The organism is Bradyrhizobium lablabi (genome assembly GCF_018131005.1).
In the GTDB taxonomy this organism is placed as follows: domain Bacteria; phylum Pseudomonadota; class Alphaproteobacteria; order Rhizobiales; family Xanthobacteraceae; genus Bradyrhizobium; species Bradyrhizobium lablabi_D.
Window position 1 is genome coordinate 47,169 of sequence record NZ_JAFCJK010000002.1, and the last position, 25,990, is coordinate 73,158.

The following is a 25,990-nucleotide window of genomic DNA, read 5'->3' on the forward strand; positions in this document are numbered from 1 at the left end:
TATGGCGATTCCAGGGGCGTGTCAGCCGCTTCCGCGTTGGGCCCGCAGCTTGGCCCAGTAGTCCAGCCGTTTGCGGATCTCGCGTTCGAATCCGCGGTCGGGTGGATCGTAGAAGGTCTGGCGACCGAGCGCTTCCGGGAAATAATCTTGGCCCGAGAACGCATCGGGGGTGTCGTGATCGTATTGATAGCCGGCACCATAACCCTCCGACTTCATCAATTTCGTTGGCGAGTTCAGGATGTGCTTCGGAGGCAGCAGCGAGCCGCCCTGATTTGCCGTCTGCATCGCTGCGCCAAACGCGGTGTAGACCGCGTTCGATTTCGGCGCGGTGGCCAGATAGACCACGGCCTGCGCGATCGCGAGCTCCCCCTCGGGCGAGCCGAGGAAGTCGTAGGCGTCCTTGGCCGCGTTGCAGATCACCAGCGCCTGCGGGTCGGCAAGCCCGATATCCTCTACCGCCATCCGCACCACCCGCCGCGCAAGAAACAGGGGATCCTCTCCGGCATCGAGCATCCGCGCGAGATAGTACAGCGCAGCATCCGGATCTGAGCCGCGCACCGACTTATGCAGTGCCGAGATCAGGTTGTAATGGCCGTCCGCGGACTTGTCGTAGATCGGCGCGCGGCGCTGCAGGATCTCCTGCAATTGCCCGGCGTTGAAGACCTCACCTGCGCGTGCCCCGCGCCAGACCTCTTCGGCGAGCGTCAGCGCCGCGCGCCCGTCACCATCGGCCATCCGCACCAGCACCGCGCGTGCTTCGGCATCGAGCGGCAGTTTCCTGCCCTCGACCTTCTCGGCGTTGGCAAAGAGCTTCTCTACCGCGGTCGCATCGAGCGAATGAAACACCAGGACGCGGGCACGCGACAGCAACGCGGCGTTGAGTTCGAACGACGGATTTTCCGTGGTGGCGCCGACCAGCACCACGGTGCCGTCTTCCATGACCGGCAGGAAGGAATCCTGCTGCGCCCGATTGAAGCGGTGCACCTCGTCCACAAATAACAGCGTTCCCTTGCCGGTCTCGCGACGGGCGCGCGCAGCGTCGAACGCCTTCTTCAGGTCGGCGACGCCGGAAAACACCGCCGAGATCTGTTCGAAATGCAGCTCGGTGGCGTCGGCGAGCAGCCGCGCCACCGTGGTCTTGCCGGTGCCCGGCGGTCCCCAGAACACCAGCGAGCCCAGCGTGCGGGTCTGCAGCATGCGCGTCAGCGCGCCGTCGGGGCCGAGAATGTGGTCCTGGCCCACGACATCGGCAAGCACGCGCGGACGCAGCCGGTCCGGCAGCGGATGGGGCGCGTCCTGCTCCATCCCTGCCGCGGCAAAGAGATTGGGAGCGTTACGCGGTTGTTTTGGACTCATCCGCCCAGCGTCACGTTGATCTGTTGGCCGCCCCGCACCAGCGTGATGCGCCAGATCCGCGTCCCCGCTTTCGACGCCTTGTCGAGGTCGCTCGTCCGGGAGATCTTCTGGTTGTTCACGGCGAGGATGATGTCACCCTTCTGGAAACCGACATTGGCGGCTGTCCCATCATCGGTAAGTTCGGTTACCACAACACCCTCGGCGCCGGCGTCGAGATGTAGTTCGTCGGCAAGCGCCGGCGAAATGTTGGCGACCTTGGCGCCCTGGAACGGCGAGCGCGCGGTCAACACGATCTCGTCGCGGCCGGTGTCGGGCGCGCTCTCCAGCGGCACGGTGAGCTTCACGGGCTTGCCACCGCGCTGAACGTCGACCTGCGCGGTGCCACCGAGCGGGCGGGTCGCGAATCGGTAGTCGAACGCGTTGGGATCGTCGATGGTTTGGCCGTCGATTGCAACGATCAGATCGGACAATTTCAGGCCTGCGCGCGAGGCCGGGCTGTTCGGCGAGACGTTGGCGACGAGCGCGCCGCTCGGCAGTTTGAGCCCCAGCGTCTCAGCGATCTCCGGCGTCACCGCCTGCAGCCGGGCGCCGAGCCACGGCCGCTTCACCGCCTTGCCGCCGCTCTTGGCGGACGCCACCACGACGCGTACCATATTGGCGGGAATCGCAAAACCGATGCCTTGCGAACCGCCTGAGCGGGAGAAGATCGCCGTGTTGATGCCGGCGAGCCGGCCTGTCATGTCAACCAGCGCGCCGCCGGAATTGCCGGGATTGATTGCGGCATCGGTCTGGATGAAGAACTGATAGTCGGTGATGCCGACCTGGGTTCGTGCCAGCGCCGAGATGATGCCGTGCGTGACCGTTTGGCCGACGCCAAAGGGGTTACCGATCGCAAGCACGACATCACCGACCTGAAGCTCATCGGAATTGGCGAAGTCGAGGGTTGCGAATTTTTCCTTGCTGTCCTTGAGCCGCAGCACCGCGAGGTCGGTGCGGCTGTCCTTCAGGACGATCTCGGCTTCGAATTCGCGCTTGTCGGCGAGCGAGACCTTCACCTGGTCGGCGCCTTCGATCACGTGATTGTTAGTGACTACCAGGCCCGACGAATCCACCATCACGCCTGAGCCGAGCGATCGCTGCATCTGCTCCGGCTGCTGGCCCGGCACGCCGAAGAAGCGGCGGAAAATCGGGTCATCGAGAAGCGGATTTCGGTTCTGAACGGTCTTGGCGGCATAGACATTCACCACGGCCGGCTGCACGCGCTGCACAATGGGGGCGTAGGACAGCCGCAGTTCAGCCGCTGAGGATGGCACGCGACGATCCTGTGCCTGCGCATGGGAATATTCTACAGACACCAATGCCAAGAGAACCGAAATTGCAGCAATGCGGATGAATCGGAGCATTCTTACCTCTCGCGAAAGTCACCGAATATAGGTCCGTTCGTCCCGCAATTGAAGGGTATCTGCCGCATTTGAAGTGCGCCCGGCCCGCCGCATCAGATCTGTGCGCGGCCTCGTGCGCGACGGGATCTCGTGCTGCCGCGCCTCGCGGCAATTCGTGACGCGCATATTACGCTAGCGCCTCTCAACTCAGATTTGATTGATCATATTATGATAGTCATTCAAATAACCTGCTCGGGCTGTTGCGTTTGCGCAACAAGCAGAACCGGGGTTCCGTGCTAAAAGGTCGCATGACGTTCACGATGGCATTCTAGGACTGCGGTCCAGTGAATGAACTTTCAACATGGGGAATCTTCGAACATGGGTGCAACAAGATTAGGTGCAATCGCGGTAGGGCTTGCGGGATTTCTCGCTGCCGCGCCGGCGTATGCCCAATCAGCAGGAGGCTCTGACGCAGAGATCGCGCTGCTGAAGCAACAGCTCCGCATGCTCGAGCAGAAGCTCGACAAGCTGCAGAAGCAGACCAACACGAACACCGAGGCCGCCGCCGCGGCAACTGCCAAGGCGAAGGCCGCGGATGCAAAGGCTGCGCGCGTCGCGAGCGCGCCTCCGCTCATCCCGGTGAAGGGGCCGGTCGCGCCACCTGACGTGATTGTGAAGATGCCGGACAACAGGCCGACCATCTGTACCGCGGACGAGCAGAATTGCATCGCGATCACGAGCCGGGTCCACTACGACGTCGGTGGTTACGACTACCGCCCGAACTCGGCTGGGACCGTGCCGCAAAAGCTCGACAGCGGCCAAAATCTCCGCCGAGCGCGCATCGGCCTGATCGGCAAGTTCTTCGGCGACTGGAACTATGCGCTGATCTACGACTTCGGCGGCTCTTCCGACGGCTTTGGCGGCGCGGCGCCAGGATCGCTCCCGGGCGGTGGCACCTCAGGCATCGAGAACGCCTATCTGAGCTACACCGGCTTCAAGCCGTTCGGCGGCAAGTCGGCGCTCGAAATCGGCGTCTTTGACCTGCTCTACACGTTGGACGAATCGACGGCCTCCAACGACATTCTGTTCATGGAGCGCTCCTCCGCGACCAACATCGCGACCAACATCGCAGCCGGCGACTTCCGCTCCGCGGTCGGTGGCCGCTGGTGGAACGACACATTGTGGGTCGGCGCCTATCTCACCGGTCCGACCACGGGTGCCATTCACTCGGCGTCCAGCGTAACGCCGCCCGGCACCAGCGAACAAGTCGGCGCGACCGCGCGCATCGCGGGCCAGATCATCAGCGGCGACGGCTACTCGCTGCACCTCGGCGGTGACGCCGAATGGTTGATCACGCCTCCTCGCAACTTCGTGACCAACACGCAGTCGCTCACGCTCGCAGACCGGCCCGAGCTGCGCATCGATCCGACCAACCTGATTTCGGCGGCGATCGCCAACACCTCGGGAGCGCAGGTCTACAGCGTCGAAGCGGCTGCAACCTATGGAGGGTTCTTTTTCCAGAGCGAGTATTACTGGTACAACGTCGAGCGAGACGCGAATACCAGCGTGCCGGCGTTCGGGGCTCCGAGCGCGAAGTTCCAGGGCGGTTATGCGCAGGCGGCCTACACGCTGACCGGCGAGACCCGCACCTACAATCCGTCGACCGCCTCCTATAACGGCATCAGACCGAAGAATCCCTTCGAGCTCAACGGCAGCGGTTGGGGTGCCTGGGAAATCGGTGGCCGCATCAGCCAGATCGACCTCAACGATCAGCTCGGCACCCCGTTCGGCATCGCCGCCGGCCGGCAAACCGTCTACACGGCGGGTTTGAACTGGTACGTCAACAACAACATCCGCTTCATGCTCAACTATCTGCATGGCGAGCTCAACAAGCAGGCGTCGTCTACCTCGACGGTCGATGTCGGCTCGAAGTTCGATGCGATCGCAATGCGAACGCAGATCAAGTTCTGACGCAACTACCTTCCGGGAGCGGCAACACCGCTCCCGGAATCCTATGCGGCGTGTTTCGGCTCCTTGACCGCCTCCCGCGCGGGGGCGCAGGACAATCGCTGCTGGTGGCTTTCGCCCCAGGCTTTCAAAATATCGATTACCGGCCGCAAGCTCTCGCCGATCTCGGAGAGGCAATATTCGACCCGCGGCGGCACCTCGGCATAGACCTTCCGAATCACGAGCTTGTCGTTCTCGAGCGCACGTAGCTGCTTGGTCAGCATGCGCTGGGTGATCCCGGGCATTCGCCGGCGCAGTTCGCCGAAGCGCTGCGTTCCGGCCTGCAGGTGAAACAAGATAACGCCCTTCCATTTGCCGTCGATCAAGTCGAGCGTCGCTTCGACCGCACAGCCGGGCCGATGGGTGAAATCCTTCCGTTTCATCGACTCCCCCAATAGTATCCAAACAGGGACTAGTTCCCTGTATTTACAGTACTTGCCAAAGTGGAGCCAGCTCGACAATTAGCTGAGGGCGCGGACACGCGCCAGCAACGGGAGAGCGGGCATGAAGGCCGTCGGATACCAAAAGTCGCTGCCGATCGAGGCGGCGGATTCGCTGATCGATTTCGAGACTGCAAAGCCGGAGCCGAAGGGCCGTGACATCCGTGTCGCGGTGAAGGCGATCTCGGCCAATCCAGTCGACTACAAGGTCCGCAAGCGCGCGGCGCCGCCGGAGGGCGAATACAAGATCCTCGGCTTCGATGCGGCCGGCGTGGTCGACGCCGTGGGTCCGGACGTCAGCCTGTTCAAACCCGGCGACGAGGTGTTCTACGCAGGCTCGATCCTGCGCCAGGGCACCAATTCGGAGTTTCACCTGGTCGATGAGCGCATCGTCGGCAGGAAGCCGAAATCACTGTCGTCAGCGCAGGCCGCGGCGTTGCCGCTGACCTCGATCACCGCGTGGGAATTGTTGTTCGACCGGCTCGGCGCGGTGCCAGGCAAGAGCCTCGATCCGCGCACGCTCTTGATCACCGGCGGCGCCGGCGGAGTCGGCTCGATCCTGATCCAGCTTGCACGCCGCCTCACCGGTCTCACCGTGGTTGCGACCGCAACCCGGCCCGAATCGCAGAAGTGGTGTCTCGATCTCGGCGCCCATGCGGTGATCGATCACTCCAAGGCGATGAAGGAGCAGATCGAAGCGCTGAAGCTGCCGCCGGTCAGCCTCGTCGCGAGCCTCACCTTCACCGACCAGCACTACAAGGCGATCGCCGACTTCATCGCGCCGCAAGGCAAATTCGGTCTGATCGATGATCCGCCCGAGTTCAACGTCGCCGCGTTCAAGGGCAAGGCGGTCTCCGTGCATTGGGAATCGATGTTCACGCGGAGTTCGTTCCAGACGTCAGACATGATTGCGCAGCACCATCTGCTCAACGACGTCGCCGACCTCATCGACAAGGGCGTGCTGCGCACCACGCTGGACCAGACGTTTGGCACCATCAACGCCGCCAACCTCAAGCGCGCGCATGCACTCCTGGAGAGCGGCAAATCGCGCGGCAAGATCGTGCTGGAGGGATGGTAGTGGTCAAGGCGGGTTAGCCGACCGCGTCCGCCGTAGCTCAACAAGCAAAGGCGGAAGGCATAACCCGCCACTGCAGCCGTGAAGGGCGGCGGGTTTAGCCAACCGCTCGCCCGCTCGGCGGTGTGTGCGTGATCGAGATACCAATGGCGCCACACCTTCGACGGACATCCTCTCACGCAATCGTGTTGACGATGCCACCTTCGGCGCGAAGCGCTGCGCCGTTGGTCGCCGACGCCTCTTTCGAGCACGCATAGACCACAAGGTTGGCGATCTCCTCAGGGGTCGCAAACCGCTGCAGCAGCGAGGTCGGCCGGTGCTGCTTGACGAAGTTGGCGGCCGCCTCCTCTACCGACTGGCCGTTCTGCCGCGCCAGCTCCTTGACGAAGGTCTCGACGCCTTCGGACAGGGTTGGACCCGCCAGCACCGAGTTCACGGTCACGGCCGTGCCGCGGGCCAGTTGCGCGAGCCCGCGCGCAATCGAGAGCTGGGCGGTCTTGGTCATGCCGTAGTGAATCATCTCGGTCGGAATGTTGATCGCCGACTCCGAGGAGATGAAGACAATGCGACCCCAGTTGCGCTTCAGCATGCCCGGCATGTAGCCGCGCGACAGCCGCACACCCGACATCACGTTGATCTCGAAGAAGCGGCCCCACTCCTCGTCGGGAATGTCGAAGAAGTCCTTCGGCTCGTAGATGCCGGCGTTGTTCACGAGAATGTCGGCTTGCGGCAGCGCCGCAACCAGAGCCTTGCAACCCGCGGCGGTCGAGACGTCCGCCGCGATACCGCGCAGCTTGCTGTCCGGCACCGACTTTGCGATCGCCACGACCGCAGCGTCGACCTTGGCCTGGCTGCGGCCGTTGACGACGACCTCGGCACCGGCCACGGCCAGACCCTTCGCAATGGCGTTGCCGATGCCGGCGGTTGAGCCTGTAACCAGCGCCGTCTTTCCGGAAAGATCGATTTTCATGAGCCACCTCCTGTCAGTCCTCGAGAAGATATCTGTCCGCGGGGCGCTTTGTAACAACCGCGACATCAACGTGGCCGAAGCAGCCGGAATGGGTCTTGACGGACTTGATAAGCGCCCACGATCCGCGCCGGGTAAAGCGAAAATAAAAACGGCGCCCGAAGGCGCCATTTTCGAAGACCTGATGAGGACCGGCTTACGCCGCCTCGACCTGCTTTTCCTCGGTCGGGCCGGAATCCTGGCCCTTGGCATCGACATCGCGGTCGACGAACTCGATCACGGCCATCGCTGCATTGTCGCCGTAGCGGAAGCCGGCCTTGATGATGCGGGTGTAGCCGCCCTGGCGGTCCTTGTAGCGGGGGGCCAGCGTGTCGAACAGCTTCTTGACCATGTCGACGTCGCGCAGCTCCGAGATCGCCTGGCGGCGCAGCGCGAGCCCACCCTTCTTGCCGAGGGTAACGAGCTTCTCGACGATCGGCCGCAGCTCCTTCGCCTTTGGCAGCGTGGTGACGATCTGCTCGTGCTTGATCAGCGCGGCGGCCATGTTGGCGAACATCGCGCGGCGATGCTCCGCGGTGCGATTGAGTTTCCGATGAACCTTGCCGTGACGCATAGTCTATTCCTTACATTGTCTCTGCCACGACGGTTCGTCGGACATGTTGCTCAGGTGGGCTTCCTGCGTTCGCCGTGGATGGCAAGTAACGAACGGTGAATAGCGAGAGCCTGCCATTCGCTGTCCGCTACTGCCTATTACTCAGTAGTGATCCTCGAAGCGCTTGGCGAGCTCGTCGATGTTTTCCGGCGGCCAGCCCGGCACTTCCATGCCGAGGTGCAGGCCCATCTGGGCCAGCACTTCCTTGATCTCGTTCAGCGACTTGCGGCCAAAGTTCGGGGTGCGGAGCATTTCCGCTTCCGACTTCTGCACGAGGTCTCCAATGTAGACGATGTTGTCGTTCTTCAGGCAGTTTGCCGAACGCACCGACAATTCGAGCTCGTCGACCTTCTTGAGGAAGGCCGGATTGAAGGCGAGATCGGGGATGATCTCCTGCGCGACTTCCTTGCGCGGCTCCTCGAAGTTGACGAACACGTTGAGCTGATCCTGCAGGATGCGCGCGGCGTAGGCGACCGCATCCTCCGGCGTGATCGCGCCGTTGGTCTCGATCGTCATGGTCAGCTTGTCGTAGTCGAGGATCTGGCCTTCGCGGGTATTCTCGACCTTGTAGGAAACCTTGCGAACTGGTGAGAACAGGCTGTCGACCGGGATCAGGCCGATCGGCGCATCCTCGGGACGGTTGCGCTCGGCGGCCACGTAGCCCTTGCCGGTCGTGACCGTGAATTCCATGCGGATCTCGGCGCCGTCGTCCAGCGTGCAGAGCTGCAGGTCGGGGTTGAGCACGGTGACATCGCCGACGGTCTGGATATCGCCGGCGGTGACGACGCCAGGTCCTTGCTTCTTCACGACCATGCGCTTGGGGCCTTCGCCCTGCATCTTGATCGAGATGTCCTTGATGTTGAGCACGATATCGGTGACGTCCTCGCGCACGCCGGCAATCGAGGAGAACTCGTGCAGCACGCCGTCGATGTGCACCGATTGCACAGCCGCGCCCTGCAACGAAGACAACAGGATGCGGCGCAGGGCGTTACCGAGCGTCTGGCCGAAACCGCGCTCAAGCGGCTCGGCGACCACGGTGGCAAACCGGCTCGAGTCCGAGCCCGGCGTCACCTGCAGCTTGTTCGGTCGAATGAGTTCTTGCCAATTTTTCTGAATCGTCACTGTTTCACCCATGTGCCGGCCGAATCGAGGGACCTGGCGTTGGAGATCGCGGAGCAGTCCGCGTGGTCAATTTCCAAAACAATCGCGAGCGGCCAAGCCGCAAGCGACATCAATCAGACGCGCCGGCGTTTGCGCGGGCGGCAACCATTGTGCGGGATCGTGGTCACGTCACGGATCGAGGTGACGGTGAAGCCCGCGGCCTGCAGCGCACGCAGCGCCGATTCGCGGCCCGAACCGGGGCCGGCCACTTCGACCTCCAAGGTGCGCATGCCATGTTCCTGCGCCTTCTTGGAGACGTCTTCGGCCGCGACCTGCGCGGCATAGGGGGTCGACTTGCGCGAACCCTTGAAGCCCATCGTGCCCGCCGACGACCAGGCAATCGTGTTGCCCTGCGCGTCGGTGATAGTGATGGTCGTGTTGTTGAACGACGAATTCACGTGCGCGATGCCGGATGCGATGTTCTTGCGCTCGCGCCGGCGCACGCGGGTGGCTTCCTTGCCCATTACCTAAAACCTTTCCTGTGATCTCAAACGCCGCCGTAACGCCAGCGGCTACACCTCAAAGAAGCGAGTGGCGAACGGCGAGTGGTTCGTCCACCCGCAATTCGCCAGTCACTATTCGCCAAACTACTTCTTCTTGCCGGCGATCGCCTTGGCCGGCCCCTTGCGCGTGCGCGCATTGGTGTGGGTGCGCTGGCCGCGCACCGGCAGACCGCGACGATGACGCAGGCCGCGATAGCAGCCGAGGTCCATCAGCCGCTTGATGTTGATGCCGACCTCGCGTCGGAGATCGCCCTCGACGAGATAGTCGCGGTCGATGACTTCGCGGATCTGCAGGACTTCCTGGTCGGTCAACTGATTGACGCGACGGTCCAGCGGGATCTTGACCTTCTCCATGATCTCGGCCGCGTTTTTCTGGCCGATGCCATGAATGTACTGAAGCGCGATCAGTGCGCGCTTGTTGGTGGGAATATTCACGCCGGCAATACGGGCCACGGACTTCTCTCCTGTCGCCGATCCCTCACGGATTCGGGCTGTAAGTGCTTGCTATCTGGGGCAAGTGCTCGCAAACGCGAACACGACGCCCTTCCCCTTATGTTCTTCGGGGCCCGGCATCGTCATAACTATCCGACTTGGATGCGGGGCTTATTAAAGGATTCATGTCGGTTTCGTCAACAGCTCCTAGCGTTTAGCTCGCTTTTTAGTGAGCTTTTTTGAAGGCCGTGGGGCAGCCTTCCGGGCGATCCCGGCCCTGGTCCCAGCCTTGGCAGCCTTCTTGACCTTGGAAGGCCTCTTCACGGCCTTGGCAGCCGCCTTCGACGCACCCCTGCCGGCCGTGCGGGCCGGTCTGGAGGCCTTTTTGGCGGTCTTGGCGACCTTCCTGACCCCCTTGGCGGTCTTCCGAGCCGATGCCTCGACCTTCGGTTCCACGGCCCCGATGGCAGCCAGGATACGGTTAATCTCGCGGGTGACGTGTTCGATGGTCATCATGCCATCGACGGTCAGGAGCTTCCGCCGCTCGGAATAATAGTGAATCAGCGGTTCCGTCAGGGAGCGATAGCTCGCCAGCCGCTTGATCAGCACTTCCGGCGTGTCATCGAGGCGGACCTCCTCGCCTCGCGCCCGCGTTTCCTCGGCGCGCTTTTCGACCCGATCGAGTAACGCGCTCTCGTTGACGCGGAGTTCAATGACGGCGTCGAGCTTGAGGTGCTTCTTTTTCAGGAGTTCATCCAAGGCCGCAGCCTGCGGGACGGTGCGCGGAAAGCCGTCGAGGATGAAACCTCGCGCGGCATCCGGCTGCTCGATGCGATCGGCGATAATCCTGACCACCACTTCGTCGGGCACGAGACCACCGTGGGACATAATCTCCTTCGCCTGCAAGCCGACCGGCGTACCGGCCGCTGCGGCCGCACGCAGCATTTCACCGGTCGAGAGCTGAACGATGCCATGCTTGTGCACGAGGCGTTGCGCCTGGGTCCCCTTGCCCGAGCCCGGCGGCCCCAAAAGGATCAATCTCATGACTATCGCCCCCCGGCCGGGTGAGCGATGATCCGCACACCCGCTTTCTGAATTTCAAGACCGCCGCGATCAGCGGCGACGGCCTCTGAGTTTGGACTTTCTGATCAGCCCTTCATACTGATGGGCCAGCAGGTAACCCTGAACCTGCGCCACCGTGTCCATCGTCACGCTGACGACAATCAACAACGACGTGCCGCCAAAGTAGAACGGCACCGAGGCGTAGGAAATCAGAATTTCAGGAATCAGACAGACGATCGCGAGATAGATCGCGCCCAGCACAGTGATGCGCGACAGCACGTAATCGATGTACTCGGCAGTACGCTCGCCGGGACGGATGCCCGGGATGAAGCCGCCGTGCTTCTTCAGGTTGTCGGCCGTCTCGGTCGGGTTGAACACGATCGCGGTGTAGAAGAACGCGAAAAACACGATCAGCGCGAGATAGAGGATCAGGAACAGCGGGCGGCCATGGCTGAGCTGGGTCGTGATCCACTGGAACCACTCCGGGCCTCTGCCGGCGTTGAAGTTCGCGACCGTGGTCGGCAGCAGCAGCAGCGACGAGGCGAAAATCGGCGGAATCACACCCGACGTGTTGAGCTTCAGCGGCAGGTGCGAAGACTGGCCCTCGAACATCTTGTTGCCGACCTGTCGCTTCGGGTACTGGATCAGGAGCCGGCGCTGCGCCCGCTCCATGAACACGATGAAGGCGATCACGGCGACCGCCATCACGATGACCATCAGGATCACACCGGTCGACATCGCGCCCTGGCGACCGAGTTCGAGCATGTTGGCCAGTGCCGAGGGCAATTCAGCGACGATGCCGGAAAGGATGATCAGCGAGATGCCGTTGCCGATGCCGCGCGAGGTGATCTGCTCGCCGAGCCACATCAGGAACATGGTGCCGCCGGTCAGGGTGATCGTGGTCGACAGGCGGAAGAACATGCCGGGGTCGCTGACGACGTTGCCGGCGCCCTCAAGACCAACGGCGATGCCGTAGGATTGGAACGCGGCGAGGATCACGGTCAGGTAACGCGTATACTGGTTCAGCGTCTTGCGGCCGGCCTCGCCTTCCTTCTTTAACGCCTCGAGCTGCGGCGAGACGGTGGTCAGGAGCTGGATGATGATCGATGCCGAGATGTACGGCATGATGTTCAGCGCGAAGATCGCCATGCGGTGGATACCGCCGCCGGCAAACATGTTGAACATGCCGAGGATGCCGCCAGCCTGCGTCTGGAACACCTGCTCCCAGATGGCCGGATCGATACCGGGCAGCGGGATGTAAGTGCCGAGCCGATAAACGAGCAGCGCACCCAGTGTGAACCAGATGCGCTTCTTCAGCTCCTCGGCCTTTCCGAGCGCTGCAAAATTCAAGTTGGCTGCAAGTTGTTCCGCTGCTGAGACCATGTTTAGGCTTTCTCCCGGAGCCCCCTTTGCCGACTCCGCCTTGGGTAGGCGATCGGTAGACGCCGGACATTATCTGGTGCTCGGCTTCGATAAGTCCATCGTTCGATCCGCGGATTGCCCGCGCGCGGCGGGCAATGACGCAGATGTTACGCTGCCTCGCCTTCTTCCTTCTTGACCGGGGCCAGGATCTTGACCGTTCCGCCGGCCTTCTCGACGGCCGCGACGGCGGACTTGGAGGCGCCGTGCACCTCGATCGTCAACTTGGCCTTGATCTCGCCGCGGCCGAGCAGCCGCACACCGTCCTTGGTGCGGCGCAGCACGCCCGCCTTTACCAGCGATTCCGCGTTCACGGTCGCGCCCGCGTCGATCAGCTTGTTGTCGATCGCGTCCTGCAGACGGTCGAGGTTGATCTCTGCGAATTCGAGCCGGAATATGTTGTTGAAGCCGCGCTTGGGCAGACGGCGATGCATCGGCATCTGACCGCCCTCGAAACCCTTGATGCGGACACCCGAACGCGCGGTCTGGCCCTTGCCGCCGCGGCCCGATGTCTTGCCCTTGCCGGAACCGATGCCACGGCCGACACGCATGCGCTTCTTGCGCGAGCCGGCGTTGTCGGCGATATCGCTGAGCTTCATCGCCCTTCTCCTATCTCTTGCTTACTCGCCGACGATGCGGACGAGATGCTGGACCTTGCTGATCATGCCGCGAACTTCAGGGGTGTCCTGCAGCTCGGCAACCCGGCCGATCTTGTTGAGCTTGAGGCCGATCAGCGTCGAACGCTGCGAGTGATGGCGGCGGATTGCGCTGCCGATCTGCTCGACCCTGATCGTCTTGCTGGCCTTGGCCATCGTTCTGACTCCAAATAGCGCGCGGTTCGTCGCGCGGGTTATTCCGCCACCGCTTCGGCGTCGCCGCCGACGCGGCGCGACTGCAGGGTGGAGACCTTGATGTTGCGGCGCGCCGCCACAGAGCGGGGCGAATCCTGATGCTTCAGCGCGTCGAAGGTCGCGCGAACCATGTTGTAGGGATTCGACGAACCGATCGACTTTGCCACCACGTCCTGGATGCCGAGCGTCTCGAACACCGCGCGCATCGGTCCGCCGGCGATGATGCCGGTACCTGCCGGAGCGGCACGCAGGTAGACGCGGCCGGCGCCGTGGCGGCCGGCAATGTCGTGATGCAGCGTGCGGCCTTCGCGCAGCGCGACGCGCGTCAGGTTGCGCTTGGCCGCTTCGGTCGCCTTGCGGATCGCCTCGGGAACCTCGCGGGCCTTGCCGTGGCCGAAACCGACCCGGCCCTTCTGGTCGCCGATCACGACCAGCGCCGCAAAGCCGAACCGCTTGCCGCCCTTGACGACCTTCGCCACGCGATTGATGTGGACGAGCTTGTCGACGAACTCGCTGTCGCGCTCCTCGCGATCCCTGCTCCGTTCGCGTCCGCCGCGTTCGCGTTCACCTGCCATGGTGTTTTCCAATCTTTAGGAGGCCCGTGCCTCTTTCCTCGTAATCGTACAAACGGTTTAGAAGCTCAATCCGCCTTCACGCGCGGCATCCGCAAGCGCCTTGACGCGCCCGTGGTAGAGATAGCCGCCGCGATCGAACACGACTTCCTTGACGCCCCTCTGCGCAGCGCGCTCGGCCAGCAGCTTGCCGACCGCCTTCGCCGCATCGATATCGGCGCCGGTCTTGCCAGCCTCGCGCATGGTCTTTTCCAGTGACGAGGCAGAAGCCAGCGTCTCGCCCTTCAGGTCGTCAATGACCTGCGCGTAGATGTGCTTGGACGAGCGGAACACCGACAGCCGCGGACGGCCGCCTGCCGAGCGGCGAAGCGCAAGGCGCACGCGCTGCTTGCGCCGGGCATTCGTAACCTTCAGTGACATGACCGGCTCCGTTACTTCTTCTTGCCTTCCTTGCGGAAAATGAACTCGTCGACGTACTTCACGCCCTTGCCTTTGTAGGGCTCCGGCGGACGATAGGCGCGGATCTCCGCTGCGACCTGGCCGACCCGCTGCGGATCATTGCCGGTGATCGTGATCTCGGTCGGCTTCGGCACCGCGATGGTGATGCCTTCCGGGATCGCGTAGACCACGTCGTGGCTGTAGCCGAGCGCGAGCTGCAGGTTCTTGCCCTGCATCGCAGCGCGATAGCCGACGCCGGTGATCTCTAGCTTCTTCTCAAAGCCCTTGGTGACGCCCTCGACGAGGTTGGCGACCTGGGCGCGCGCCGTGCCGTACATCGCCTGTGCACGGTTGGTCTTGACGCGCGGCGCAACCTTGACCTGGCCGTTCTCGAACTTCACCTCGACGTCGTCATGCACGACGAATTGAAGCTGGCCCTTCGGCCCCTTCACCTTCACCGTCTGGCCCTCGACGCTCGCCGTCACACCGGACGGGATCGCCACCGGCTTCTTGCCGATACGTGACATCTAAAATCCCTCCTCAGAACACCGTGAAGAGAATCTCGCCGCCCACGTTCGCGTCGCGCGCTTCGTGGTCAGCCATGATTCCCTTCGGCGTCGACAACACCGAAATGCCGAGTCCGTTGTTCACGCGCGGCAGGTTCTTCACCGAGGTGTAGACCCGCCGGCCCGGCTTCGACACGCGCTCGATCTCGCGGATGACGGGTTCGCCGTCGAAATACTTGAGCTCGATCTCGAGCTCGCTGCGGCCGGACGGATGCTCGACGCTGGCGTAGCCGCGGATGTAACCCTCGGCTTTCAGAACCTCGAGCACGCTGGCGCGCATCCTCGAACCCGGGCTCGAGACCTTGGACTTCGAACGCATCTGCGCGTTGCGGATGCGGGTGATGAGATCGCTGATCGGATCGTGCGTGGACATGCTTTCCGACCCTCCTTACCAGCTCGACTTCACGAGCCCGGGAACCAGGCCCTTGGAGCCGAGTTCGCGCAGCGCGATGCGGGAGAGCTTGTTCTTGCGATAGTTCGAGCGCGGACGCCCGGTCAGCTCGCAGCGGTTACGGATACGCGTCGGCGACGAGTTGCGCGGCATCTCGGCAAGCTTCAGGGTCGCCGCGAAGCGCTCCTCCATCGGCTTGCTCTTGTCGGCGATGATCGCCTTCAGCTTCTCGCGGCGCGGAGCGGCGTTCTTCGCCATCCGCTTGCGCCGGTTGTTCTTCTCGACTGAACTCTTCTTTGCCATGCTTGGCTCCTGGGTATCCGCGTTTGAGTTGGCTTTGCTCAGCTACTCACTGCCGGAACGGGAAATTGAAAGCGGTCAACAAGGCGCGGGCCTCGTCGTCGGTCTTTGCGGTGGTACACACCGTGATGTCCATGCCGCGGGCCTCCGAGACCTTGTCGAAATCGATCTCGGGGAAAATGATGTGCTCCTTGATGCCGAGCGAGTAGTTGCCGCGGCCGTCGAAGCTCTTCGGGTTCAGGCCGCGGAAGTCGCGAACGCGAGGCAGCGCCACGTTCACCAGGCGATCAATGAACTCGTACATATGGGCCTTGCGCAGCGTGACCTTGCAGCCGATCGGCTGGTTTTCGCGCAGCTTGAAGGTCGCGATTGCGACGCGCGAATAGGTCACGATCGCCTTCTGGCCGGCGATCTGGCTCAGTTCGGCGGCAGCCGTCTCGGCCTTCTTGCGGTCGTTGACGGAATCGCCGACGCCCATGTTGAGCACGACCTTGTCCAGCCGCGGAACCTGCATCACGTTGGCGTAGCCGAACTTCTCGGTCAGCATGCCGCGGATTTTCTTGTCATACTCCGCGCGCAGGCGCGGCACGTAAGCGGTATCAGCCATCGATCTCTGCTCCCGAGCTCTTGGCAATACGGACCTTCTTGCCATCGGCCTGAATCTTGAACCCGATGCGGGTCGGCTTTCCGTCCTTGCCGACATACGCAACGTTGGACAGGTGGATCGGCGCCTCCTTCGAAATGATGCCGCCCTCCTGGGACTGGGTCTGCTTCTGGTGACGCTTCACCATGTTGATGCCGCGCACGAGAGCCTTGTTCTCGTCTGGACGCACCTCGAACACCTCACCAGTGCGGCCCTTGTCGCGGCCGCTCAGCACGATGACCTTGTCGCCTTTGCGGATCTTGGCAGCCATCACAGCACCTCCGGCGCGAGCGAAATGATCTTCATGTGGTTCTTGGCGCGAAGCTCGCGTGGGACCGGCCCAAAGATACGCGTGCCGACCGGCTCCGACTGGTTGTTGATCAGCACGGCTGCGTTGCGGTCGAAGCGGATGACCGAGCCGTCGGCGCGACGGATGTCCTTGCGGACCCGCACCACCACGGCCTTCATCACGTCGCCCTTCTTCACCTTGCCACGCGGAATGGCTTCCTTGATCGACACAACGATAACGTCGCCCACGGTGGCATAGCGGCGCTTGGAGCCTCCAAGCACCTTGATGCACATGACACGGCGTGCGCCTGAATTATCGGCCACGTCGAGGTTGGTCTGCATCTGAATCATTGATGCACCTCGTCCTCTTTCTGCGCACTGGCGCGCTCAAAATTTCCCTGAATTCTCCCGGCCAAGCCGAGGTTATCAGGCCGTTTTCTTGTGTTCGCCCCGGACCACGGTCCAGCGTTTCAGCTTCGAGATCGGCTTCGATTCTTCGATCCAGACCATGTCGCCCGGCTTGAACTGGTTATTCTCGTCGTGCGCGTGGTAGTTCTTCGAACGGCGGATCGTCTTCTTGTAGATCGGATGGGTGAAGCGGCGATCGACGCGCACCACAACCGTCTTGGCTTGCTTGTCGCTGACGACCACGCCCTGCAGAGTACGTTTCGGCATAGCTGGCCCCTTACTTCTTCTTCGCGCGCTGCTGGGCAGCGATGGTCTTGATACGAGCAATGTCGCGGCGGGCTTCCCGCATCCGCGAGGTGTTTTCCAGCTGCCCGGTGGCGCGCTGGAAGCGCAGGTTGAAGCGCTCCTTCTTCAGGTTGAGGATCGCATCTTCCCGCTGGTCGTCGCTCATCGCGCGAATGTCTTCGACTTTCATCTCGGCCATGGCGATTACTCCGCAATGCGCGCGACGAAGCGCGTCTTGATCGGCAGCTTGGCGGCGGCGAGCGACAGCGCTTCCCTTGCGGTCTGCACCGGCACGCCGTCGATCTCGAACATCACCCGACCCGGCTTGACCCGGACCACCCACAATTCCGGCGAACCCTTGCCGGAGCCCATGCGGACTTCGGCAGGCTTCTTCGACACCGGCACGTCGGGGAACACGCGAATCCAGACGCGGCCGGCGCGCTTCATGTGACGGGTCAGCGCGCGGCGGGCGGCCTCGATCTGACGGGCGGTGACGCGCTCAGGCTCCATCGCCTTGAGGCCGAACTGGCCGAACGCCAACGTCGCGCCAGAGGTCGCAACGCCGTGGATACGGCCCTTATGCGCCTTCCGGAACTTCGTTTTCTTAGGTTGCATCATGGCTTTAAGCCCTCAAATTCCTGCTTTGCCTTAGGCGGCGTCGCGGCGCGAACGCGGCGTGTCGCCTTCGGCCATCTTCTTGTCCTGGGCCATCGGATCGTGCTCGAGGATCTCACCCTTGAAGATCCAGACCTTGACGCCGCAGGTGCCGAAGGTCGTGAACGCGGTCGCAACGCCGTAGTCGACATCGGCGCGCAGCGTGTGCAGCGGAACGCGGCCCTCGCGGTACCATTCCATGCGCGCGATTTCGGCGCCGCCGAGACGGCCCGAGCAGTTGATGCGGATGCCCTCTGCACCAAGGCGCATCGCCGACTGCACGGCGCGCTTCATGGCGCGGCGGAACGCGACGCGGCGCTCGAGCTGTTGGGCGATCGACTCGGCAACCAGGGTCGCGTCGAGCTCGGGCTTGCGGATTTCGACGATGTTGATCACGACATCGGACGAGGTGATGTCGGCGACCTTCTTGCGCAGCTTGTCGATGTCGGCGCCCTTCTTGCCGATCACCACGCCCGGACGCGCCGAGTGGATCGTCACGCGGCATTTCTTGTGCGGACGCTCGATCACGATGCGCGCGACAGCCGCCTGCTTGAGCTCCTTGTGCAGGATCTCGCGGATCTTGACGTCCTCGTGCAAGAGCTTGCCGTATTCCTGCTTGCCGGCAAACCAACGGGAATCCCAAGTCCGGTTGATCCCGAGACGCAGCCCGATTGGATTGATCTTTTGACCCATCGTCTTCTCCTGCGCCCTCTTTAAGCGCCTGCCTCGGCCTCGACCTGACGAACCACGATGGTCAGGTGCGAGAACGGTTTGTACACACGACCCGAACGGCCACGGCCGCGCGGGGCAAAACGCTTCATCACGATGCCGTTGCCGACATGAGCCTCGGCGACGACAAGATCGTCGACTTCGAGGTCATGGTTGTTCTCGGCGTTCGCGATCGCCGATTCCAGGCACTTCTTGACGTCGACCGCGATCCGCTTGCGCGAAAACTGCAAGTCAGCGAGCGCCGCGGACGCCTTGCGGCCGCGGATCAACTGCGCCACGAGGTTGAGCTTCTGCGGGCTGACGCGCAGCATGCGGGCGACGGCCTTGGCCTCATTGTCCGCGAGGCTACGTTCGCGCTTTGGTTTGCTCATCGCTTAATCCTCAAGCCTTCTTGGCTTTCTTGTCGCCCGAGTGGCCGTGGAAGGTCCGGGTCGGCGAGAACTCGCCGAACTTGTGACCCACCATCTCCTCGTTGACGGCCACCGGCACGTGCTTCTGGCCGTTGTAGACGCCGAACGTCAGGCCGACGAACTGCGGCAGGATGGTCGAGCGGCGGCTCCAGATCTTGATGACGTCGTGACGGCCGGACGCGCGCGCGGCATCTGCCTTCTTGAGCAGAGAGCCTTCGACGAACGGGCCTTTCCAGACTGAACGAACCATGTCCGGCGTTCCTTACTTCTTCCGCTTGTGGCGGCTTAGGAGAATGAATTTGTTGGTCGACTTGTTGCTGCGGGTCTTCTTGCCCTTGGTCGGCTTGCCCCACGGGGTGACCGGATGGCGACCGCCCGAGGTGCGGCCTTCGCCACCGCCGTGCGGGTGATCGATCGGGTTCATGACGACGCCGCGGTTGTGCGGACGCCAGCCGAGCCAGCGGGTCCGACCGGCCTTGCCGATCGAGATGTTCATGTGATCGGGGTTGGAGACCGCGCCGATCGTGCCGCGGCAACGACCGTGCACGAGACGCTGCTCGCCCGAGTTCAGGCGGATGATCACGTAGTCCTGATCGCGGCCGACGATCTGGGCATAGGTACCGGCGGAGCGCGCAAGCTGGCCACCCTTGCCGATCTTCAGCTCAATGTTGTGCACGATCGTGCCGACCGGCATGTTGCCGAGTGGCATGACGTTGCCCGGCTTGACGTCGACATGGCTGCCGGCGACGACCGTGTCGCCCGCGGCCAGACGCTGCGGCGCCAGGATATAGGCCTGCTCTCCGTCCTGATACTTGATCAGCGCGATAAAGGCCGTGCGGTTGGGATCGTATTCCAGCCGCTCCACTGTCGCCGGCATGTCCACCTTGTCGCGGCGGAAGTCGACGGTGCGATAGGCCTTCTTGTGGCCGCCGCCGCGGAAGCGCACGGTGATGCGACCGTTGTTGTTGCGGCCGCCCGTACCGATCTTGCCCTCGGTCAGCGCCTTCACCGGCTTGCCCTTGTAGAGCGCCGAACGATCGACCATGACCAGCTGGCGCTGGCCCGGCGTCGTGGGGTTGTAGGTTTTCAAAGCCATCGTCGTTGCGCCTTATAGTCCGGTAGTCACGTCGATGCGGTGACCCTCTTCCAGGGTCACGATCGCGCGTTTGGTATCCGACTGTGAGCCGAGATTGCCGCGGAACACCTTGGTCTTGCCCTTGCGAACGAGGGTGTTGACGCTCTTCACCTTGACGTCGAACAGCTTCTCGATCGCTTCTTTGATCTGCGGCTTGGTGGCCTTGCCGGAGACCTTGAACAGCACCTTGTTGTGCTCGGAGGCGAGCGTCGCCTTTTCCGTCACGACGGGAGCGACGATCACGTCGTAATGGCGCGGGTCGATGTTCTTCATTTGAAGCGCGCCTCCAGCGCATCAACCGCAGCCTTGGTCAGCACGAGCTTGTGGCGGCGGAGAATGTCGTAGACGTTGATGCCCTGGATCGGCAGCACGTCGATGTTGGGGATGTTGCGGGCCGCAGTCGCGAAACCGGTGTTGAGCTCGGCGCCGTCAATGATCAGCGCGTTGGTGAGCCCGAGTCCGGAGAAGTGACCGATCAGCGCCTTGGTCTTGGCTTCCTTCACGGTCGCGTTGTCGATCACGATCAGCCCGCCGTCCTTGGCCTTGGCCGACAGCGCATGCTTCAGCGCGAGCGCACGCACCTTCTTCGGCAGGTCGGTCGCATGGGAGCGAACGACCGGACCGAACGCACGGCCACCGCCCCGGAACTGCGGCACGCGGGCCGAGCCGTGACGGGCGCCGCCGGTGCCCTTCTGCTTGTACATCTTCTTGCCGGTGCGCCAGACGTCAGCGCGGCCCTGCGTCTTGTGGGTGCCGGCCTGGCGCTTGTTAAGCTGCCACTGCACGCAGCGCTGGATGATGTCCGCGCGCGGCTCAAGACCGAAGATCGCGTCCGAGAGCTGGACCGATCCGGCGTCCTTGCCTTCAAGGGTCGTGACTTTCAGTTCCATCTCACGCGCCCTCCTTCTCGGCCGATGCCTCGGCAGCCTCACCGCCGGCAACCTTGAACTTGCCCGGCTTCGGAGCTTCCTTCGGCAGCGGCTTCTTCACCGCGTCACGCACCGAGATCCAGCCGCCCTTGGAGCCGGGGACGGCGCCTTCGACGAGGATCAGGCCGCGCTCAACGTCGGTCGAGACCACGCGCAGGTTGAGCGTGGTAATGCGATCGACGCCCATGTGACCGGGCATCTTCTTGTTCTTGAAGGTCTTGCCGGGGTCCTGGCGGCCACCGGTCGAACCGATCGAGCGGTGCGAGATCGACACACCGTGGGTGGCGCGCAGACCGCCGAAATTCCAGCGCTTCATGCCGCCGGCAAAACCCTTACCGATCGAGGTGCCGGTCACGTCGACGAACTGGCCGACCACGAAATGGTCCGCCTGGATCTCGGCGCCGACCGGGATCAGCGCGTCCTCGGACACGCGGAATTCCGCAACCTTGCGCTTGGGCTCGACCTTGGCGACCGCGAACTGGCCGCGTTCAGCCTTGGGCAGGTAGACGGTCTTGCGGGCACCCGCACCGAGCTGAAGGGCGACGTAGCCGTTCTTGTCTTTCGTGCGGTGACCCAGCACCTGGCAGTTGCCAAGCTTCAGCACGGTCACAGGGATATGCTCACCGGCCTCCGTAAAGACCCGCGTCATCCCGACCTTTTGTGCGATCACTCCGGAGCGCATCGGCGTGCTTCCTGTCCTTCTGTCCGCAAGCTGCGGACGTAAAAATCCAAAACCTTAGAGCTTGATCTCGACGTCGACACCGGCGGCCAGGTCGAGCTTCATCAGGGCATCGACGGTCTGCGGGGTCGGGTCCACAATGTCGAGCAGGCGCTTGTGCGTGCGCATCTCGAATTGCTCGCGGCTCTTCTTGTCAACGTGCGGAGAACGGTTGACGGTGAACTTCTCGATGCGGGTCGGCAGCGGAATCGGTCCGCGAACCTGCGCACCGGTGCGCTTCGCCGTGTTCACGATCTCACGGGTCGACGTATCGAGAATCCGATGGTCGAACGCCTTGAGACGGATGCGAATGTTTTGGCCGTTCATTGCCGTGCTTTCTTCAGTGAGTGGCAAGTAACGAGCAGCGAACAGGAGAACCTATTCGCCACTCGCCATTCCCTGTTCGCTTCTTACTCGATGATGGCGGCGACGACGCCGGCCCCGACGGTGCGGCCGCCCTCGCGGATCGCGAAACGCAGCTTTTCTTCCATCGCGATCGGCACGATCAGGTGCACTTCCATCGCGATATTGTCGCCCGGCATCACCATTTCGGTGCCTTCCGGCAGGTGCACGACGCCGGTCACGTCGGTGGTGCGGAAGTAGAACTGCGGCCGGTAGTTCGTGAAGAACGGGGTGTGACGGCCGCCCTCTTCCTTGGTGAGGATGTAGGCCTCAGCCTTGAACTTGGTGTGCGGCTTGACCGAACCCGGCTTGCAGAGCACCTGGCCACGCTCGACTTCCTCGCGCTTGGTGCCGCGGAGCAGCGCACCGATGTTGTCGCCCGCCTGACCCTGATCGAGCAGCTTGCGGAACATCTCGACGCCGGTGACGATGGTCTTCTGGGTGTCGCGGATGCCGACGATTTCGATTTCCTCGCCGACCTTGATCACGCCGCGCTCGACACGGCCGGTGACCACGGTGCCGCGGCCCGAGATCGAGAACACGTCTTCGACCGGCATCAGGAAGGGCTGGTCGATCGGACGCTCCGGCTGCGGGATGTACTCGTCGACATTCTTCATCAGCTCGAGGATCGCGTCGTGGCCGAGCTTCTTGTCCTTGTCCTCGAGGGCGGCAAGCGCCGAGCCCTTGATGACCGGGATCTTGTCGCCCGGGAATTCATACTTCGAGAGCAGCTCGCGGACTTCGAGCTCGACGAGCTCGAGCAGCTCCGGATCGTCGACCATGTCGCACTTGTTGAGAAACACGACGAGCGCGGGCACGCCGACCTGGCGGGCGAGCAGGATGTGCTCGCGGGTCTGCGGCATCGGGCCGTCAGCAGCCGACACCACCAGGATCGCGCCGTCCATCTGGGCAGCGCCGGTGATCATGTTCTTCACGTAGTCGGCGTGGCCGGGGCAGTCGACGTGGGCATAGTGACGGTTGGTCGTCTCGTACTCGACGTGAGCGGTCGAGATAGTGATGCCGCGGGCCTTCTCTTCCGGCGCCTTGTCGATCTGGTCGTAGGCGGTGAACGTTGCACCACCGGTTTCTGCGAGCACCTTGGTGATCGCTGCGGTCAGCGAAGTCTTGCCATGGTCGACGTGACCGATGGTTCCGATGTTGCAGTGCGGTTTAGTGCGTTCAAATTTTGCTTTGGCCATTTGACTCTCCGTTCAATCGTTAGCTGCAAACCAACGATAATCAGGCAAACTTCTTCTGGACTTCAGCCGACACATTCGCCGGAGCTTCGGCGTAGTGATCGAACTGCATCGTGAAGGTTGCGCGCCCCTGGCTCATCGAGCGCAGGTTATTCACGTAACCGAACATGTTCATGAGCGGCACCATCGCATTGATGACGTTGGCATTGCCGCGCATGTCTTGGCCCTGAATCTGGCCGCGCCGCGAATTCAGGTCGCCGATGACCGAGCCGGTGTAGTCTTCCGGCGTCACCACCTCGACCTTCATGATCGGCTCGAGCAGAACGGACTTGCCCATCTGCAGCGCCTCGCGGAAGCAGGCGCGCGTGGCGATTTCAAAGGCCAGCGCCGAAGAGTCGACGTCGTGGAACTTGCCGTCGATCAGCTGCACCTTGACGTCGACCACCGGGAAGCCGGCGACCACGCCTGAGGATAGCACGCTCTCGACACCCTTTTCGACGCCAGGGATGTATTCCTTCGGCACCGCGCCGCCGACAATCTTGGACTCGAACTCGTAGCCCTTGCCCGGCTCGTTCGGCTCGACCACGAGGGTGACGGCCGCGAACTGGCCGGTACCACCGGTCTGCTTCTTGTGGGTGTAGCTGTGCTCGACCCGCTTGGTGACGCGCTCGCGGAATGCGACCTGCGGCGCGCCGATATTGGCGTCGACCTTGTAGGTGCGCTTGAGGATGTCGACCTTGATGTCGAGATGCAGTTCGCCCATGCCCTTCAGGATGGTCTGGCCGGACTCGTGGTCGGTCGACACGCGGAACGACGGGTCTTCCGCGGCAAGCTTCGCCAGCGCGACGCCCAGCTTCTCCTGGTCGGCCTTGGACTTCGGCTCGATCGCGATCTCGATCACCGGCTCCGGGAATTCCATCTTTTCGAGGATCACCTGATGGGTCGGATCGCACAGCGTGTCGCCGGTGCGCGCTTCCTTCAGGCCGGCCAGCGCGACGATGTCGCCCGCATAGGCTTCCTTGATGTCTTCGCGGTTGTTCGCATGCATCAACAGCATGCGGCCGATCCGTTCCTTCTTCTCGCGGGTCGAGTTCACCACGCCGGTGCCCGACTGAAGGATGCCCGAATAGATACGGCAGAAGGTGATGGTGCCGACGAAGGGGTCGTCCATGATCTTGAACGCGAGCAGCGACAAGGGCTCCTTGTCGTCGGCCTTGCGCACGACCTCGTTGCCCTTGTCGTCGGTGCCCTTGATCGCGGGCACGTCGAGCGGCGACGGCAGATAGTCGACGACGGCGTCGAGCAACGGCTGCACGCCCTTGTTCTTGAACGCGGATCCGCACAGCACCGGGTAGAAGGCGCCGGTCAGCACCGCCTTGCGGATCAGTCTCTTTAGAGTCGCCTCGTCAGGCTCCTTGCCGTCGAGAAACTCGGCCAGCGCATCGTCGTCGAGCTCGACGGCGGCTTCCACCATCTTCTCGCGATATTCCTTGGCCTGCTCGACGAGGTCGGCCGGAATGTCGACATAGTCGAACTTCGCGCCCAGCGATTCGTCGTTCCAGATGATGCCCTTCATCTTCACGAGGTCGACAAGGCCCTTGAAGGCGCTCTCGGCGCCGATCGGAAGCTGGATCGCGATCGGCTTCGCGCCGAGACGATCGACGATGTCGGACAGACACTTGAAGAAGTCCGCACCGGTCTTGTCCATCTTGTTGGCGAAAACGATCCGCGGCACCTTGTACTTGTCGCCCTGGCGCCAGACGGTCTCGGTTTGCGGTTCGACGCCCTGGTTGGAGTCGAGCACGCAAACGGCGCCGTCGAGCACGCGCAGGCTCCGCTCGACCTCGATGGTGAAGTCGACGTGGCCGGGAGTGTCGATGATGTTCAGGCGCTTGCCGTTCCAGAAGGCGGTGGTCGCAGCCGAGGTGATCGTGATGCCGCGCTCCTGCTCCTGCTCCATCCAGTCCATCGTCGCGGCACCTTCGTGCACTTCGCCGATCTTGTGGCTCTTGCCGGTGTAATAGAGGATGCGCTCGGTGGTCGTGGTCTTGCCGGCATCGATATGCGCCATGATACCGAAGTTGCGATAGTCCTCGATGGCATGTTGGCGGGGCATGGGGCTGTTCCTTAGATTCCTTTGTTCGCCTTACCAGCGATAGTGCGAGAAGGCGCGGTTGGCTTCCGCCATCCGGTGCACGTCTTCGCGCTTCTTGACGGCGTTCCCCCGGTTGTTCGATGCATCGAGCAACTCCGCTGAGAGCCGCTCCGTCATGGTCTTCTCGTTCCGCTCGCGCGCGGCCGAGATCAGCCAGCGGATGCCGAGTGCCTGGCGGCGCACCGAACGCACTTCCACCGGCACCTGGTAAGTCGCGCCGCCGACGCGGCGGGAACGGACCTCGATAGTCGGCATCACGTTCTCGAGCGCCTGCTCGAACACGCCGAGCGGGTTCTGCTTGGTCTTGGCCTCGATCATGCCCAGCGCGCCGTAGACGATACCTTCGGCGACCGACTTCTTCCCGGCGTACATCACCGAGTTCATGAACTTCGTAATGATGACGTTCCCGAACTTCGGGTCCGGAAGAACTTCACGCTTCTCAGCAGAATGGCGACGCGACATCT

At 62.9% G+C, this 25,990-nt stretch carries 36 protein-coding genes; 2 read left to right on the forward strand and 34 right to left on the reverse strand.

Translation table 11 applies throughout. From position 1 onward, the window contains the following. Positions 1-21: 21 nt before the first annotated feature. Together JQ553_RS05275 and JQ553_RS05280 are read right to left on the reverse strand one after the other, a co-directional pair. Complete coding sequence (locus JQ553_RS05275) at positions 22-1,356, reverse strand: replication-associated recombination protein A (RefSeq protein WP_212498871.1); 1,335 nt, start codon at positions 1,354-1,356, stop codon at positions 22-24. Continuing rightward, positions 1,353-2,759 (reverse strand): DegQ family serine endoprotease, encoded by a 1,407-nt coding sequence (locus tag JQ553_RS05280; protein WP_212498872.1) that lies wholly within the window; start codon positions 2,757-2,759, stop codon positions 1,353-1,355. The genes JQ553_RS05275 and JQ553_RS05280 overlap by 4 nt, the downstream gene beginning before the upstream one ends. Before the next feature lie 357 nt (positions 2,760-3,116). On the opposite strand from JQ553_RS05280, the gene JQ553_RS05285 reads away from it, so the two are divergent. Further along, positions 3,117-4,709 (forward strand): OprO/OprP family phosphate-selective porin, encoded by a 1,593-nt coding sequence (locus tag JQ553_RS05285; protein ID WP_212498873.1) that lies wholly within the window; start codon positions 3,117-3,119, stop codon positions 4,707-4,709. Positions 4,710-4,750: 41 nt separating this feature from the next. On the opposite strand, the gene JQ553_RS05290 is transcribed toward JQ553_RS05285, so the two are convergent. Continuing rightward, on the reverse strand, positions 4,751-5,128 hold the full coding sequence (locus tag JQ553_RS05290; protein WP_212498874.1) for a helix-turn-helix domain-containing protein: 378 nt from the start codon (positions 5,126-5,128) through the stop codon (positions 4,751-4,753). A 121-nt stretch (positions 5,129-5,249) separates the two neighbouring features. On the opposite strand from JQ553_RS05290, the gene JQ553_RS05295 reads away from it, so the two are divergent. After that, positions 5,250-6,263 (forward strand): zinc-binding alcohol dehydrogenase family protein, encoded by a 1,014-nt coding sequence (locus tag JQ553_RS05295; protein WP_212498875.1) that lies wholly within the window; start codon positions 5,250-5,252, stop codon positions 6,261-6,263. Positions 6,264-6,435: 172 nt separating this feature from the next. On the opposite strand, the gene JQ553_RS05300 is transcribed toward JQ553_RS05295, so the two are convergent. The 31 genes from JQ553_RS05300 to rpsG all read right to left on the reverse strand — a co-directional run bounded on the left by JQ553_RS05300 (position 6,436) and on the right by rpsG (position 25,988). Continuing rightward, entirely contained in the window at positions 6,436-7,230 is a 795-nt protein-coding gene (locus JQ553_RS05300) for an SDR family NAD(P)-dependent oxidoreductase (RefSeq protein ID WP_212498876.1), read from the reverse strand. Between the two features lie 193 nt (positions 7,231-7,423). Then, entirely contained in the window at positions 7,424-7,840 is a 417-nt protein-coding gene (gene rplQ, locus JQ553_RS05305) for a 50S ribosomal protein L17 (protein ID WP_212498877.1), read from the reverse strand. 141 nt (positions 7,841-7,981) lie between these two features. Then, positions 7,982-9,013: a DNA-directed RNA polymerase subunit alpha gene (locus JQ553_RS05310; protein WP_212498878.1), complete on the reverse strand. Its 1,032-nt coding sequence runs from the start codon at positions 9,011-9,013 to the stop codon at positions 7,982-7,984. Positions 9,014-9,114: 101 nt separating this feature from the next. Next, positions 9,115-9,504: a 30S ribosomal protein S11 gene (gene rpsK / locus JQ553_RS05315; RefSeq protein ID WP_006021048.1), complete on the reverse strand. Its 390-nt coding sequence runs from the start codon at positions 9,502-9,504 to the stop codon at positions 9,115-9,117. 123 nt (positions 9,505-9,627) lie between these two features. Further along, positions 9,628-9,996 (reverse strand): 30S ribosomal protein S13, encoded by a 369-nt coding sequence (gene rpsM, locus JQ553_RS05320; protein WP_212498879.1) that lies wholly within the window; start codon positions 9,994-9,996, stop codon positions 9,628-9,630. Positions 9,997-10,182: 186 nt separating this feature from the next. Next, a complete protein-coding gene (locus tag JQ553_RS05325) occupies positions 10,183-11,019 on the reverse strand; it encodes an adenylate kinase (protein WP_212498880.1) in 837 nt (278 codons plus the stop codon). A 69-nt stretch (positions 11,020-11,088) separates the two neighbouring features. Next, positions 11,089-12,420 (reverse strand): preprotein translocase subunit SecY, encoded by a 1,332-nt coding sequence (secY, locus tag JQ553_RS05330; RefSeq protein WP_212498881.1) that lies wholly within the window; start codon positions 12,418-12,420, stop codon positions 11,089-11,091. A 146-nt stretch (positions 12,421-12,566) separates the two neighbouring features. Next, positions 12,567-13,055: a 50S ribosomal protein L15 gene (gene rplO / locus JQ553_RS05335; RefSeq protein WP_212498882.1), complete on the reverse strand. Its 489-nt coding sequence runs from the start codon at positions 13,053-13,055 to the stop codon at positions 12,567-12,569. A gap of 21 nt (positions 13,056-13,076) precedes the next feature. After that, positions 13,077-13,268, reverse strand: coding sequence for a 50S ribosomal protein L30 (rpmD, locus tag JQ553_RS05340; protein ID WP_212498883.1), 192 nt, complete (start codon positions 13,266-13,268; stop codon positions 13,077-13,079). Positions 13,269-13,306: 38 nt separating this feature from the next. Next, complete coding sequence (gene rpsE / locus JQ553_RS05345; protein ID WP_212498884.1) at positions 13,307-13,882, reverse strand: 30S ribosomal protein S5; 576 nt, start codon at positions 13,880-13,882, stop codon at positions 13,307-13,309. Positions 13,883-13,939: 57 nt separating this feature from the next. After that, positions 13,940-14,299 carry a 50S ribosomal protein L18 gene (gene rplR / locus JQ553_RS05350; RefSeq protein ID WP_212498885.1) on the reverse strand — a complete coding sequence of 120 codons (360 nt, stop codon included), beginning with the start codon at positions 14,297-14,299 and terminating at the stop codon, positions 13,940-13,942. An 11-nt stretch (positions 14,300-14,310) separates the two neighbouring features. Next, on the reverse strand, positions 14,311-14,844 hold the full coding sequence (rplF, locus tag JQ553_RS05355; protein ID WP_212498886.1) for a 50S ribosomal protein L6: 534 nt from the start codon (positions 14,842-14,844) through the stop codon (positions 14,311-14,313). A gap of 13 nt (positions 14,845-14,857) precedes the next feature. Further along, positions 14,858-15,256 carry a 30S ribosomal protein S8 gene (gene rpsH, locus JQ553_RS05360; protein WP_212498887.1) on the reverse strand — a complete coding sequence of 133 codons (399 nt, stop codon included), beginning with the start codon at positions 15,254-15,256 and terminating at the stop codon, positions 14,858-14,860. Between the two features lie 15 nt (positions 15,257-15,271). After that, the gene (gene rpsN / locus JQ553_RS05365) at positions 15,272-15,577 is read right to left on the reverse strand and encodes a 30S ribosomal protein S14 (protein WP_212498888.1); all 306 of its coding nucleotides are present in this window, start codon (positions 15,575-15,577) and stop codon (positions 15,272-15,274) included. 46 nt (positions 15,578-15,623) lie between these two features. Next, the gene (gene rplE, locus JQ553_RS05370) at positions 15,624-16,181 is read right to left on the reverse strand and encodes a 50S ribosomal protein L5 (RefSeq protein ID WP_212498889.1); all 558 of its coding nucleotides are present in this window, start codon (positions 16,179-16,181) and stop codon (positions 15,624-15,626) included. Then, a complete protein-coding gene (rplX, locus tag JQ553_RS05375; protein ID WP_212498890.1) occupies positions 16,174-16,488 on the reverse strand; it encodes a 50S ribosomal protein L24 in 315 nt (104 codons plus the stop codon). Before rplX ends, rplE begins: the two co-directional genes overlap by 8 nt. Next, positions 16,488-16,856: a 50S ribosomal protein L14 gene (gene rplN / locus JQ553_RS05380; protein WP_011473865.1), complete on the reverse strand. Its 369-nt coding sequence runs from the start codon at positions 16,854-16,856 to the stop codon at positions 16,488-16,490. The genes rplX and rplN overlap by 1 nt, the downstream gene beginning before the upstream one ends. Before the next feature lie 75 nt (positions 16,857-16,931). After that, positions 16,932-17,180, reverse strand: a complete 249-nt coding sequence (gene rpsQ, locus JQ553_RS05385; protein ID WP_066499426.1) for a 30S ribosomal protein S17 — start codon at positions 17,178-17,180, stop codon at positions 16,932-16,934. A 10-nt stretch (positions 17,181-17,190) separates the two neighbouring features. After that, positions 17,191-17,397 carry a 50S ribosomal protein L29 gene (rpmC, locus tag JQ553_RS05390; protein WP_016843753.1) on the reverse strand — a complete coding sequence of 69 codons (207 nt, stop codon included), beginning with the start codon at positions 17,395-17,397 and terminating at the stop codon, positions 17,191-17,193. 5 nt (positions 17,398-17,402) lie between these two features. Then, positions 17,403-17,816 (reverse strand): 50S ribosomal protein L16, encoded by a 414-nt coding sequence (rplP, locus tag JQ553_RS05395; RefSeq protein ID WP_212498891.1) that lies wholly within the window; start codon positions 17,814-17,816, stop codon positions 17,403-17,405. 30 nt (positions 17,817-17,846) lie between these two features. Beyond that, complete coding sequence (gene rpsC, locus JQ553_RS05400; RefSeq protein ID WP_212397861.1) at positions 17,847-18,545, reverse strand: 30S ribosomal protein S3; 699 nt, start codon at positions 18,543-18,545, stop codon at positions 17,847-17,849. 20 nt (positions 18,546-18,565) lie between these two features. After that, positions 18,566-18,952, reverse strand: a complete 387-nt coding sequence (rplV, locus tag JQ553_RS05405) for a 50S ribosomal protein L22 (RefSeq protein ID WP_212498892.1) — start codon at positions 18,950-18,952, stop codon at positions 18,566-18,568. Positions 18,953-18,962: 10 nt separating this feature from the next. Further along, positions 18,963-19,241: a 30S ribosomal protein S19 gene (gene rpsS / locus JQ553_RS05410; RefSeq protein WP_008136357.1), complete on the reverse strand. Its 279-nt coding sequence runs from the start codon at positions 19,239-19,241 to the stop codon at positions 18,963-18,965. 12 nt (positions 19,242-19,253) lie between these two features. Continuing rightward, positions 19,254-20,087 (reverse strand): 50S ribosomal protein L2, encoded by an 834-nt coding sequence (rplB, locus tag JQ553_RS05415; RefSeq protein ID WP_212498893.1) that lies wholly within the window; start codon positions 20,085-20,087, stop codon positions 19,254-19,256. A gap of 12 nt (positions 20,088-20,099) precedes the next feature. Next, positions 20,100-20,399 (reverse strand): 50S ribosomal protein L23, encoded by a 300-nt coding sequence (locus JQ553_RS05420; protein ID WP_044538543.1) that lies wholly within the window; start codon positions 20,397-20,399, stop codon positions 20,100-20,102. Continuing rightward, complete coding sequence (gene rplD / locus JQ553_RS05425) at positions 20,396-21,016, reverse strand: 50S ribosomal protein L4 (RefSeq protein WP_212498894.1); 621 nt, start codon at positions 21,014-21,016, stop codon at positions 20,396-20,398. Before rplD ends, JQ553_RS05420 begins: the two co-directional genes overlap by 4 nt. Before the next feature lies 1 nt (position 21,017). Next, complete coding sequence (rplC, locus tag JQ553_RS05430; RefSeq protein WP_212498895.1) at positions 21,018-21,737, reverse strand: 50S ribosomal protein L3; 720 nt, start codon at positions 21,735-21,737, stop codon at positions 21,018-21,020. A 54-nt stretch (positions 21,738-21,791) separates the two neighbouring features. Then, positions 21,792-22,100 (reverse strand): 30S ribosomal protein S10, encoded by a 309-nt coding sequence (gene rpsJ / locus JQ553_RS05435; RefSeq protein WP_002712302.1) that lies wholly within the window; start codon positions 22,098-22,100, stop codon positions 21,792-21,794. Between the two features lie 83 nt (positions 22,101-22,183). Beyond that, complete coding sequence (tuf, locus tag JQ553_RS05440; RefSeq protein WP_212498896.1) at positions 22,184-23,374, reverse strand: elongation factor Tu; 1,191 nt, start codon at positions 23,372-23,374, stop codon at positions 22,184-22,186. 40 nt (positions 23,375-23,414) lie between these two features. Beyond that, complete coding sequence (gene fusA, locus JQ553_RS05445) at positions 23,415-25,487, reverse strand: elongation factor G (RefSeq protein WP_212498897.1); 2,073 nt, start codon at positions 25,485-25,487, stop codon at positions 23,415-23,417. A gap of 30 nt (positions 25,488-25,517) precedes the next feature. Further along, entirely contained in the window at positions 25,518-25,988 is a 471-nt protein-coding gene (gene rpsG, locus JQ553_RS05450; protein ID WP_212498898.1) for a 30S ribosomal protein S7, read from the reverse strand. Between the last annotated feature and the right edge of the window lie 2 nt (positions 25,989-25,990).